14 protein-coding genes are annotated in these 12,246 nt (G+C 50.4%); 7 read left to right on the forward strand and 7 right to left on the reverse strand.

Going from position 1 to position 12,246, the window contains the following annotated elements; genetic code table 11:
* The first annotated feature begins 58 nt into the window (after positions 1–58).
* Positions 59–1,132 carry an adenylate/guanylate cyclase domain-containing protein gene (locus LCH85_11120; protein ID MCA0352534.1) on the forward strand — a complete coding sequence of 358 codons (1,074 nt, stop codon included), beginning with the start codon at positions 59–61 and terminating at the stop codon, positions 1,130–1,132.
* A gap of 59 nt (positions 1,133–1,191) precedes the next feature.
* Here LCH85_11120 and LCH85_11125 read toward each other — a convergent pair whose 3' ends face one another.
* The 7 genes from LCH85_11125 to LCH85_11155 form a co-directional block, all read right to left on the reverse strand.
* Entirely contained in the window at positions 1,192–1,692 is a 501-nt protein-coding gene (locus LCH85_11125; GenBank protein ID MCA0352535.1) for a hypothetical protein, read from the reverse strand.
* Between the two features lie 9 nt (positions 1,693–1,701).
* Complete coding sequence (locus tag LCH85_11130) at positions 1,702–2,286, reverse strand: hypothetical protein (protein ID MCA0352536.1); 585 nt, start codon at positions 2,284–2,286, stop codon at positions 1,702–1,704.
* Between the two features lie 69 nt (positions 2,287–2,355).
* Positions 2,356–3,534, reverse strand: a complete 1,179-nt coding sequence (locus LCH85_11135; GenBank protein MCA0352537.1) for a DNA double-strand break repair nuclease NurA — start codon at positions 3,532–3,534, stop codon at positions 2,356–2,358.
* Between the two features lie 117 nt (positions 3,535–3,651).
* On the reverse strand, positions 3,652–4,971 hold the full coding sequence (locus tag LCH85_11140) for a YvcK family protein (protein MCA0352538.1): 1,320 nt from the start codon (positions 4,969–4,971) through the stop codon (positions 3,652–3,654).
* Positions 4,972–5,000: 29 nt separating this feature from the next.
* A complete protein-coding gene (locus tag LCH85_11145; GenBank protein MCA0352539.1) occupies positions 5,001–5,672 on the reverse strand; it encodes a hypothetical protein in 672 nt (223 codons plus the stop codon).
* Between the two features lie 29 nt (positions 5,673–5,701).
* On the reverse strand, positions 5,702–6,370 hold the full coding sequence (locus tag LCH85_11150; GenBank protein MCA0352540.1) for a hypothetical protein: 669 nt from the start codon (positions 6,368–6,370) through the stop codon (positions 5,702–5,704).
* 10 nt (positions 6,371–6,380) lie between these two features.
* Positions 6,381–7,127, reverse strand: coding sequence for a sortase (locus tag LCH85_11155; protein MCA0352541.1), 747 nt, complete (start codon positions 7,125–7,127; stop codon positions 6,381–6,383).
* 137 nt (positions 7,128–7,264) lie between these two features.
* Here LCH85_11155 and LCH85_11160 point away from each other — a divergent pair, with 137 nt between their 5' ends.
* The 6 genes from LCH85_11160 (at position 7,265) to LCH85_11185 (ending at position 12,206) form a co-directional block, all read left to right on the forward strand.
* The gene (locus LCH85_11160) at positions 7,265–8,518 is read left to right on the forward strand and encodes a DUF3095 domain-containing protein (GenBank protein ID MCA0352542.1); all 1,254 of its coding nucleotides are present in this window, start codon (positions 7,265–7,267) and stop codon (positions 8,516–8,518) included.
* 34 nt (positions 8,519–8,552) lie between these two features.
* A complete protein-coding gene (locus tag LCH85_11165) occupies positions 8,553–8,924 on the forward strand; it encodes a response regulator (GenBank protein ID MCA0352543.1) in 372 nt (123 codons plus the stop codon).
* 154 nt (positions 8,925–9,078) lie between these two features.
* Positions 9,079–10,401 carry an RtcB family protein gene (locus tag LCH85_11170; protein ID MCA0352544.1) on the forward strand — a complete coding sequence of 441 codons (1,323 nt, stop codon included), beginning with the start codon at positions 9,079–9,081 and terminating at the stop codon, positions 10,399–10,401.
* Between the two features lie 76 nt (positions 10,402–10,477).
* Entirely contained in the window at positions 10,478–11,053 is a 576-nt protein-coding gene (locus LCH85_11175) for a TetR/AcrR family transcriptional regulator (GenBank protein ID MCA0352545.1), read from the forward strand.
* 11 nt (positions 11,054–11,064) lie between these two features.
* Positions 11,065–11,799, forward strand: a complete 735-nt coding sequence (locus tag LCH85_11180; protein ID MCA0352546.1) for a DUF4386 domain-containing protein — start codon at positions 11,065–11,067, stop codon at positions 11,797–11,799.
* A gap of 77 nt (positions 11,800–11,876) precedes the next feature.
* Positions 11,877–12,206 carry an HNH endonuclease gene (locus LCH85_11185; GenBank protein MCA0352547.1) on the forward strand — a complete coding sequence of 110 codons (330 nt, stop codon included), beginning with the start codon at positions 11,877–11,879 and terminating at the stop codon, positions 12,204–12,206.
* Positions 12,207–12,246 lie beyond the last annotated feature (40 nt).

Genomic DNA, 12,246 nt, shown 5'->3' on the forward strand with positions numbered 1-12,246 from the left:
GGCTGCCCATAATAGCAAGACAGTGCTACAATTTCATAGGTATCTAGGAGGCTATGGTATGGCTTTGAACGAAGAACAACATTCAACATCAAGTAGCACGTTGGTCGCAGAATTGGCTAACTATGGCGTAGCCGCAACGGTTCGCACTGCGCTCACCAGCATATTGGATACAGCACCAGGTGCGATGCTCTATCGCTTTAATCCAGCGTATTTGGCCGAAGAATTAGGGCTTTCGCGGCGGGCGGGCTTACAATTGATGGCCGCAGCAGTGCGCGTTGGCTTGTTCGACCTGAATTGGGAAGCTCGTTGCATTTATTGTGGCTACCAAGCCCATGCTTTTGATAAATTGACCCAAGCCCATTCGCAACAATATTGTGCCATGTGCCGTGATGATTTCCCTGCCACGCTTGATGAAGGCATTCATGTGACCTTCACGGTGGCGGCGCAGGTGCGCAGTTTGCCAGCAGGCATCGACAACGACCCATGGCGCGAAGCAATCGATCAACGTTTAGGCGTAACAACCTCGCACGAATTATTGACCGTCCAAGCCTTCCGCGATTTGTTTATCGACGAACCATTGCCCGATGGCGAAAGCTTCCAAATCAAATGGGCTGCCTTGATGTTCACCGATCTTGGTGGGTCAACCGCCTTATATGCGCGTAAAGGCGATCCACGGGCCTACAGCTTGGTGCGCGAACACTTCAACATCTTGTTTGCTGTGGTCGATCAAGCAGGTGGCGCGGTGGTCAAAACCATTGGCGATGCAATTATGGCGGTGTTTGTTGATGGCGCGGCGGCAGTCAAGGCTGGCCAAAATGCCTTGGCGGCAATTGAGCAATTTAATATCGACCGTGAATTAGGCGATGATGAACGCTTGACGCTCAAAGTTGGCGTGCATGCTGGGCCAACGCTGGCCGTGACCTTAAACGATCGGCTTGATTACTTTGGTACAACGGTGAATGCCGCTGCCCGCGTGCAATCAAGCGCCAATTATGCCGAGTTGGTGGTAACCCAGCAAGTGCTCGAAGCGCCAGGCGTGGCCGAAATTCTCCCCAGCGATTTGGCCAACGAAACCCTGATTTTGCGTGGCCTTGATGATTTACCCTTCAACGTCGTGCGCTTCCATAACTAAATTGCGTTTGATCAGCAACCATCCTCAGCAATTTAGGGATGGTTGCTCGTTTAACATCGCTACATAAACAATAACCAAATCAATAACGCTGCCCCAATTACAACTCCGCCAACCACTAAACCAAGCATAAAACCATTGCTTTGTTGCGGTTGGTTCCAAGGCAAGGGGGAGCCACCAAGCGGATCGGCGGTTGGGGCAGAAGTTTTCCAAGTGGTCGAACTGGTTGTTGTTTGAGGGTTACCAAAATTGCTTTGAGGGCTACCGAAATTATTTTGAGGATTGCCGAAATTATTTTGGCCTTCAAGAATATCGGGAATGCCATTGCCATCACGATCAACAAACACCTGCTTGAGCTGATCGTTTGCGCCATTCGTCAGATCAATCTGTTGTTGATTGAGATTGACTGATTGGACCTTGCCAGTTTGATTGAAAATATCGGGCACGCCATCGCCATCGTGATCGCCCAATAAGCCCAGCGTTTGTTGATAGAGTTGGCGATCCTCAGCGGGCATTTCATCAACACTGCGATACTCACGACCATTGACAATCAAGTTTGGCATAATAGGCTCCTAACTAGTCAACATTCGCACCAACACACGCAACCGATCATAATCGTCGCGCAGCAACCGTGCTAATTCGCGGCCTGCATACAATTCATATTCGCGCCGATTGGCTTGCAGCGCCGCCGCATGGCGAATCGCCGTGCCTAGCAATTCATCAGCAATCGGCAAATTGGCATGCAACACCATGCGAAAGAAATCGCAATGCTGGGTAAACCGCTCTACTGTATCATCATCGCATAAATGGACACTGTAGTGCACGGTTGGCGGTTGCGGCGGCAAATAGTGAATAATCCGACCTGCTCGCTCGTAGCCAATCACTAAAGCGCTCCACTCGGTTTGTAGCACCGCCGCCAGATCAGGGTGTTCGCTATAAATTTGGCCGTCGTAGAACTCGCTACCATCATAGCGCCGCCCGCCACGCACCATGGCCTTGCCACCAAGATCACGGCTGCCAGTGCGAATATCATAGACTAAGCCATAAATGCATAAATCGTTATCATAGCAACCAGCTTTGATCAACGAGCCAAATGGCGGTGCATTCAATAATTCATAGGCTCCGGTTGTCCACTGAGTGGAACTTGCTTCGATCACTTCGCCAATTCGTTGTTCTATCATATGCGTTGGGTATAGGCTATCAAGGATAGGCTATAGCTAAAAGAGTTAAACCCGCACTTGGGCTTTGGCATCTTGTTTTAATGATGAGCCATTGTTCAAACGGGCATGCCACAGCGCTTGCTCGATCATCTGGCGAAACACCCGACGATCGCTTTCGCGCACGACGGCTTGCTCATGCGCCCGCGCTAACGCCACCGGATAGCCACCACCACGATGCGCTTGATCATACGCTACTGCGTGAATCAAATCAACCCATTCGGGGCGTTGCGCCACCCATTCGGGCATTTCGATCCGCGCCAATTCAGCACCAACATTTAAATAGAAGAAATAAATCGCATGGTCGCGATATTCTTCTACGTTGATTTTAGAGAGGCTTTTGAAAAGCGCACTGCGTTCGCCATCGCCCAACCAACCATTGCCAAACAATTTGGTATCGTTGATCCCAGGATAAGGATCAACAAGACCTTCAGCTTTGCTGGTATTGTTCAGGGTTGGATTGACGATTAAACGGGCAATTCCGGTTACTTCGGGGGCTTTGGGGTGGCTAATGTAGGAGCAGGTCGGCACATCAGCAGCGCGTAACGCCGCCAAGCCTTCATCAAGATAGCGCTGCAAAAAATGTGCCCGCACCCATGGATCAAGCCCACTCAACGACCAACGAATCAGCGTGCCATCTTGCATCGCAACTAAAGGCGTGGTGCTCTGTTCTAGAATTTCTTGGGCTAAACGAGCTAGGGCAATGCCTTCACGGGTATCGCGTTCGGCATGAACCAAAGCGCCAGCCATTTTATAACTACGGCCATCCTTATCGCGCAGCAACAATTCCTGATCGTTGTAGTGCAATGCTGGCACTGAATGCAATTTGGAATAGGGCTGTTGACCATATTGAATCGTCACCAAGCCGAGATTAATCAAATAGCACTCGACCGCCCAATGGCGATCAAGATCGATCTGCGAGCCATCGACTGCGGCTAAACAATAATTTGGTGGAAATTTTGGTAGTTGATAGCGGTTGATAATCGGCTCGGCTGGAGCTGCCAAAAGCCATGGGCTCCGCAAATAATTATCTTCAGCATGGCGTGCCCAATGCTCCCAACGTGGGCTTTGCTCCTCTAATTTGGCCCATGCATGAGCAACCAACTGATCATGGTGATTGGCAGTTTGACGCAAATCGCCGCCCATTTGCTTAATTTGTTGGCCAACTTGATTAAAATCGAGTGGCATGCGGTGCTCCTCTGGTAGTTGGCTTGATCAAAATATGTAGGTTCCCTCACCCCAATCCCCGACCCCTGAACCCTAGCCCCTAACTCCGACCCTAGCATAACAATGTGTCAATAGTTGTCACAAGCGGCCCATTTGGCGTTCTTTTTCGAGCACCCGCATCAACTCCCGCGCCAAGCGTACCGGATCGTGGCGCAGTGGATTGGCCGGATTGATCACGTTGGCGGTGCGCACGCGAATTGGCAAATCTTGGGTTTGATCGAGTGGCACAATTGTGGTGCGACCTTGCCATTCGGGCGCAAAGCGATGGGTTTGGCGATCATCGCTATTGGCCAAAGCCACATCGAATACATCGGGGCCAACATGCTCAACCAATGCCTGCAAGTGGTCGCGCACGCCAAAATGGTCGGTTTCGCCTGGCTCGGTCGCCACATTGCAGACATAAACGCGCACTGCCTGCACCGCCTCGCGCATCGCTTGGTTGATTTCGCTGATCATCAAGCTCGAAAGCAGGCTCGTGTACAAACTGCCAGGCCCAACAATAATCAAATCGGCCTCTTCGATCGCTTTGATCGCGGCGCGTACCGCCAGCGCACCATGGGGTTGGAGATAAACCCGTTTGATCCGCTGGCCACTTTTGGCGATGCGTGATTCACCGCTGATATGCTCGCCATTTTCCAATTCGGCCCACAGCACCACATCATCAAGTGTAGCTGGCACAATTTGGCCGCGCACCGCTAAGACGCGATTGGCCTCGCGCACGCCTTCGCCAAACGAGCCAGTTACCTCGGCCAAGGCGGTGATAAACAAATTGCCAAAGGTATGGCCTTCGAGGCTACCAGCCTGAAAACGATGCTCGAACAAACGGGTCATCAACGGTTCGGCTTCGGCCAAGGCTGCCAAACAACGCCGAATATCGCCTGGCGGTAGAATGCCAAATTCTTGGCGAATGCGGCCTGAAGAGCCACCATCATCGGCAACCGCCACAATCGCCGTAATATTATCGGTATATTGCTTGAGGCCACTGAGCAAGGTCGAAAGGCCATGACCGCCGCCGAGTGCCACGACTTTGGGGCCATGCCGAGTGCGGCTACGGCCAATCAAGGTTTCAGCCAAATCGATTGGGGCGGTGTTACGCGGCAAGGCAGCGCTGAGCAACACCCGATTAAGATGGCGAAAAGCAAAGCCAGTGGCTGAAATTCCCACCAAACACAAAATGATCATGCGAATGGTGCGCGGCCAAAATTGCAGGGTCACATAATAGAAAATCGCTGGTAACTCAACCGTGGTATAGAGTTCGCGCAGGCCAAAAGCCAAGCCCAGCGCCGAGAACATCAGGCCAAACAGCATGAGCGCCAGCCAACGCTTGACCCCAATTCCAACTTTGAGCCAACGACTATCTAATAATTTGCGGGCAGATGCAGGTACAGATTGTTTCATAGTTTTCCAATTATAGACCCAAATGACGGCTAGAAGGGCACGATTTGGCGACGCAAATAATAGCTAAACCACCACCCCAAACCAATTGGATAGATAAACAGTAACGAAAGCATAAAAAACGTCAATCCAAGCCCATCCAAATCATTAATCACCAGCAAATGGCTAACGCTGGCAATCACAAACCCAGCTCCAAGTTGACTGCCTAACCAAACCCCTGACCAACGAATTGGGCGCATCAGCAGGCTAATTGGTCCAGCTATACAACCAATCGGAATCAAGATTGTGCTAAGCATATGCCGATAATAGGTCGTATGACCCAGATTCGTGATCCAACGCCCACTTGGTGGCCAATTAAAGAGGATAAAGATTAGCCAATAGCCCAAGAGGCTAGCCACGATAATCCAGCGAATCTGGCAACGCGCAACCCGCTGTAACAGCCAGCCAATCAAGCTGCCAAAACTGATAAAAATAGTGGAGCCAACTCCAATGCCAAAGAGGCTAATTCGTTGATCGCCTAAGCGCCAGAGCACCCCTGTTCGCGTGGAATGATTGAGCGCGGTAAGTGCCACCATGGCCATTAGGCCACAAAACCCGCCAACAAATAACACCACAAACATATACCACCAGAGCCGCTCCTTGCCATAGCGCTCGCCCAAGGTCTGAATTGAGGGCACATGAAAGTTTGACCGGTTTTCTGACATCGGCACAACCTTGGTAGCCCAAATGGCTGCTAGAAGGGCACAATTTGGCGACGTAAATAATAGCTAAACCAAATGCTCAGAACAAGTGGATAGCCCGCCATGATGCTAACGCCGAAAAAGGGAATTGAATGCTCAAAAGCATAACGCATTAGAAGATAGCTAAGGCTGGCAATTAAAAACCCCAGCGCCAATTGACTGAGCAGCCAAACCCAAGCCCAACGGGTTGGTCGCATCACCAAGGCAATTGGCCCAGCAATACAACCAATTGGCGTGAGCATGGCCATCAGCATATGCCGATAATAGGTCGTATGGGGAATATTAGTTATCAGGTGTTGGCTGGGCGGCCAATTAAACAAAATATAGGCCGCCCAATAGCCAATCAACGCCGCCAAAACGACGGACCGCACTTGGCACACCGCAACTTTGCGCAACATCCAGCCCATGAGCCAGCCTAAACCTGCAAATAGCAAACAGGCCAAAGCAATACTATCGAAGCTCAGCCGTTGTGAGCCAAGTTGCCAAAGCACCGGAAGGCTTGATTGCTCAGTCAATTTGTCGATCAGGAAGATTGCCATCATGGCCCAAAAATCGCCGACGAACACCACGGCAAACATAAACCACCATAACCGCAGTTTGCTATAGCGCTCGCCCAGCGTTTGAACTGCTGGCACATGCAGATTTGGCAGGCTCTCAGACATAGGCACAACCTCAGCGAATTGGCTCGGCGATCGTAATCAAGCGATGGCTCATTTCTAAATTGCCTTCAACAATCACTTGATCGCCAATGCATGAAACAAGAGTTAGGCGCTCGGAGCCAACTGGCAAAATATATTGAACTTGATCAGGCGTGACCCACACTTGTTCAATTACCCGATAGCGATATTCACTCCCATCAGCACTATAAACCGTGATTGTCTCACCAATTGCCACATCTTTGACCCGCGCAAAGGGTGCTGGAACATTCGGTGCATCCTTCCAGCGCAGCACATGACCCCAAAACACCACATTTTCGCCTTGCCCCGGCTGGGCACTCAGGTTATACCAGCCTGCATCGTGTTTGGGCACAATCGGCACATTGCGTTGATCCAAGCCCACCGAAATTGGCGCAAGGTCCAGCCCAATCGCGTCGATCACCATGCGCACAGGTTGGCTCGGAGCGCTGCTAGCATCGGCGGTTGGCTGCGGCGCAGCGGTTGGCGGAGCATTTTGATCGCTCAAGGTTGGCGTATCTAGCTCAACTGGCTTGCTGGTAACTTCGGGCGCAACGGTTTGAGTGGGCAAACGAGTTGGCGTAGCAGCTGGCGTTGCTGCAATTGTATTTGTTGGCACAACACTTGCCACCACCGCTTGGGTAGTTGGCTCAAGGCTAGCAACCGCCGTTGCACTGGGATTGTTGGTCGTACCACCACAGGCGACTAAGCTCCATCCGACGAAAATTAACAACATCCAACGCATGCCAGAAAACTCCTTGCTCAACAATCCATCCAATTGGCGTAGATTGCGTAAACTCTATTGTAATGTTTATTATGTAATATGATGCTTTAGCGAACGGCCAAATCCAGTTGGAAACCCTTTCATAATCGAGGTTATCGATGCCGCACAACTTCTATGCAACCTTACCCATTATCACCGATTTTGTCCAAATTACCGATGCCAATTGCTACCATCGCGTCCCTGACGATTGGGTTATTGTGGTGAGTGATATTGAGCAATCGACCAAGGCGATTGGCGAGGGGCGCTACAAAGATGTGAATTTTATTGGCGCTAGCACGATTGTGGCCTTGCTCAATTTGCAACCCAACCTCGATATCCCGTTTGTGTTCGGCGGCGATGGGGCAACCGTGTTATTGCCACCTTGGTTAGTTGAGCAAGCCAAACCAGCGCTGCAAGCAGTCCAACATCTGAGCGAATCGATTTACAATTTACATTTGCGGGTGGGCATTATGCCAGTCAGCGAGGTCTATGCCCATCGCTATCAGCTGGAAATTGCCAAATTCGCCGCCTCGGACAATTATGCTCAAGCGATGATCAACGGCGATGGTTTGACCTTCGTCGAACAAACGATCAAAGATCCCGTAGCTGGTGCGAAATATTTGCTAGCAGCCCAGCCAAGCGATCAGCCAGGCTTGCTCGATGGACTCGAATGTCGCTGGCAAGAAATTCCAAGCCGTTATGGCGAAACGGTTTCGCTCTTAGTTCGGGCCGAAGCCAATACCACCGACCAGCGTAATGCGATCAATCGCCAAGTTATCGAGCAGATTGAGGCCATCTACGGAGCTGACGATTCGCATCACCCTGTCGATGTGCAACAGCTAAGCTTAACCTTGCGGATTCAAGATCTGTGGGGCGAAGCCCGCTTGCGTGGTGGTTCCAGCAAACTCCAACAATTGCGCTATCTCAATAATATTTGGTGGCTAAATGTGCTGGGCAAATTGCTACTGGCAACCGGAGCCAAAACCGAATTAACTGATTGGGCCGAATATCCGCAGATTTTGCAAGCCAGCACCGATTATCGCAAATACGATGCGATGCTGCGCATGGTAATTGCTGGAACGCCTCAGCAACGCCAGCAGCTTGAACAATTTCTGAATGCTGAACGGGCGGCTGGGCGGCTCAACTATGGCCTGCATGTTTCCGATAGTGCCTTGATGACCTGTATCGTGTTTGAACGGATGGGTCGCCAAGTACATTTTATCGATGGCAACAACGGCGGCTATGCCAAAGCTGCTGATCAACTCAAACAGCAAAGCCATTATCTCGAACCACCTGTTACAACCAAAACTGTGTCACAGCCAAAAACAGGACTTTTGGGGGATACTTCATCACCATCGTGGGGGACATGCTGAGTATAATGGCTCCATTGCACTTTTTGGAGGCCGTATGCACATTTTATTGGTTGATGACAATCAAGATATTATTCGTTTAGTTCAACAGGTGTTGGCACTGGAAGGCCATCGGGTTTCGATTGCGCGTGACGGGTTGGAAGCATTGCAAAAAGTTGTGAGCCAACGCCCCGATGCAGTAATTCTTGATGTGAATATGCCCATGCTCGAAGGCACCGAAGTTTGCCGCCGCATCAAAATGAGCTATAGCATTCCGGTGATGATGCTGACCGTGCGCTCTGAACAGGTTGATTTTCAGCGTGGAGCCGATGCTGGCGCAGATGCCTACCTCTCGAAACCCTTTGACATCCCCGTTTTCATCGAATACCTCAACACCATGCTGCGTTTGCGCTATGGCAAAACCCACTAACCAAGGCTATGGGCTGGCTGGCTCTCAGGATTTAGACTGAGCCTAGGTCAACATTCGGCCTGATGCTTGAGCATGTCGCTTTTCAGTATAGTGGTTGTAGATTGAATAATCGCCGGTAGCCTAACGCGCTGGCCTAGAACTGAGCCTCAAATTTATGAAACTCAACGTTTTGCTCAAGCCATGGCGTGGCGATAAACGCTTTACGGCCATTGCCAAGTATGCCGCCGCCCTGAAAAAAAGCGGCTCCAAGGATTTGCAAATTGTGGCCCAAGTCGAGGCCGAATTTGGCAAGCCCACCGAATTAGCTCGAATCAACGAGCAACCACAACCCTACAAGGCCTATGGCCAAATTGGGGTTGATATTGAAGCCGCTGCTTTGGAGCAATTGCTGTTGGCCTTGCGCCTGCCAATTGCCGCCCAAGGAGCGTTGATGCCCGACGCTCACCCAGGCTTTGCCTTGCCAATTGGCGGGGTTTTTGCCGCTCACAACGCCGTCTCGCCCATGATGGTTGGGGTCGATATCGGCTGCCGCATGCATCTCACGATTTTTGCTGAAGCACCCATGGAAATCCAACGCCAGCGCGAGCAATTATTTCGTGATTTGGCTGACGTGACGGTGTTTGGCTCAGGCGCAAGTCGCAAACGCGGGCCAGATCACCCTATTTTGGGCATTAAACACTGGAATATCACCGCTCAAACCCGCAGCCTGCGCGAAAAAGCCATCGCGCAACTTGGCACGAGCGGCAGCGGCAACCACTTTGCCAATATCGTCGTTGGCGAACGAATTGGCGAAAACGATTTGCCGCGCCAATTTATCGGCTTGCTGACCCATAGCGGTTCACGCGGGGTTGGCTATGCGATCGCCAAGCACTATAGCAACATCGCCGTGCAAGAAACTGCACGCCAAGCCAACGTGCCCAAAATGTATGAATGGCTTGATTTGGATAGCGAGGCAGGCCAGGAATATTGGGCCGCGATGGAATTAGCCGGAGCCTTTGCCCAAGCTAATCATGAGGTTATCCACCGCTTATTTGCCCAACGCACCAAACTCCAACCAATCGCCACCATCCAAAATCACCATAATTTTGCTTGGCGCGAAGGCGATTTGATTGTCCATCGCAAGGGTGCAACGCCTGCGGGGGTTGGCGTGCGTGGAGTAATTCCAGGCAGCATGGCTTCGGCTTCATATGTAGTTGAAGGTTTAGGCAATCCAGAAGCGTTGAATAGTGCCTCGCATGGAGCTGGCCGCTTGTTCAGCCGCTCCAAAGCGCGGGCCACCATCAGCCCAAGTGAAGCCAAAAAAGTCATCAAAGCTCACGGCGTGCATGTCGAAGGCTGGAGCGTCGATGAATCACCATTGGCCTACAAAGACATCGAACGAGTGATGGAATTGCAAATTGAGGCCGATCTGATCAAACCCCTCGCCCGCATGAAACCTATCGCCGTGATTATGGCAGGCGAAGCGGGCGAAAACTAAACCATATTCATGCTTGACAAAATAGAGTAAATACTCTAAATTCATTAGAGTATTTACTCTATTTTAGGTTAAGCCAATGAGCAAACGCGATTTAATTCTGAGCACAGCGCTTGAGCTGTTCAACCAAAAAGGCACGGCGGAAATCAGCACCAACCATATTGCCGAGGCGTGCAGCATCAGCCCAGGCAACTTGTACTACCATTTTCGCAACAAAGCCGCGATTATTCAGGCTTTATTCGAACAACTGTATGCTGCATGGGATATAGAACTAAGCTTACCCAGCGATCATACCCCTCAATTAAGCGATTTAACCAGCATTGTTGCAACCAACTACCACATTATTTGGCGCTACCGTTTTGCTTACCGCGAATTGGTGGCCCTGCTGCGCCAAGATTCGGCCTTGCATGCCAGCTTTCTAAGCACGCGTCAACGTGGTTTTAGCGGCTTTCAACAGTTGGTCGAGCAATTCATTGCGGCGGGGATTATGTGGCCAATCGAGGCCAATACGCTTGATCAACTGATGCAAATTTGTTGGTTAATCAGCGAATTTTGGCTTAACAATCTCGAAATCCAACAACAATCAATCGAGCCAAACACAATTAATACTGGCGTGAGCTTGATGCTGCGCGTATTGCAACCCTACATCATTTAAAGGAGCGAGCCATGTCGATGCAACGCTTACGTCAACTTACGGGCTGGGGCTTTATTCTTGGGGCAATTTTGGTCAACATTCCTTATACGTTGTTAATCAGCAATTTCGATTATCCTGATATTTTGCGTGCGCCAGTTGAGCAGATATTAACTCAATTTGCGGCTGGTGGGAGCGGCCTGATTTATACCTGGCTGGCATTTGCGTGGGTTGGCTTGCCCTTACTATTCGCCAGCATTATGCTCAAACGCTTGCCCGAATTTAGCGCCGTGCCGTTGATCGAAACCGCCAGCACGATTGGCGTAATCGGTTTTTTGGTGCAGGTGGTTGGATTGTTGCGCTGGGTCTTTGTTGTGCCAATCATCGCCCAAGCCTATCTTGATCCACTGACCTCGACCGAGACCAAAGCTAGCCTTGTAACGCTGTTTCAAGTTGTGCATCAATATGGCGGCGTAGTGTTGGGCGAGCACATCGGCCAGCTCTTTATGATCATTTGGATGCTGCTGCTGAGTACAATCATCTATCGCTTGGAGCAATTTCCCAAGTGGCTGGCATGGTTGGGCTGGTTAGCAGCGCTCATTTACAGCCTTGCCCAAACAGAGCTTTTTGCAACAGTTCTGCCCACGATTCCCGTGATCGATTGGGCCGGATTGGTGGGGAGTTTGCTGTGGTTGGGGTGGATGGCCAGCTTAGGAATTATGATTTTACGCCAGAAAATGCCCAACAACTCAATGCCAATTAATCCTTGACCAAAGCCTTCGAGTTATCTATAGTAAATCGTAACACTATCGTTAAAATGGTGGTAGTGATGCAATGAGGTAGACTTATGCATGCCCGAGACTTTGTTCAACCAGGCAAACGCTTACTAGCACTATTTACTAATGGTCATTTATTAACCTTCAATAATGATAGCACTGGTAAAAGCGGTAATTGGATTATGGATGATCATCGGATAAATACCATTGATCGCGTATTAATTTATCTTCGTGATGATGCAAATAAGAATACTTTATATATTGCCACATACAACCATGCTGAAAAAGTTGAAGATGGTCGCTACTGCGTTTATTTTGAACATTGCCAATATGTTATGGAAATAGCCCAAAATTGGGTAGAGTTTACTGGCGCACAACAGGCTGTTCGCTACTTTGAATAGCATCGTTGGCCGACTCCCAACCTCTGACGGTTCACGTCAG

The sequence above is a fragment of the Chloroflexota bacterium genome (assembly GCA_020161265.1).
Taxonomy (GTDB): domain Bacteria; phylum Chloroflexota; class Chloroflexia; order Chloroflexales; family Herpetosiphonaceae; genus Herpetosiphon.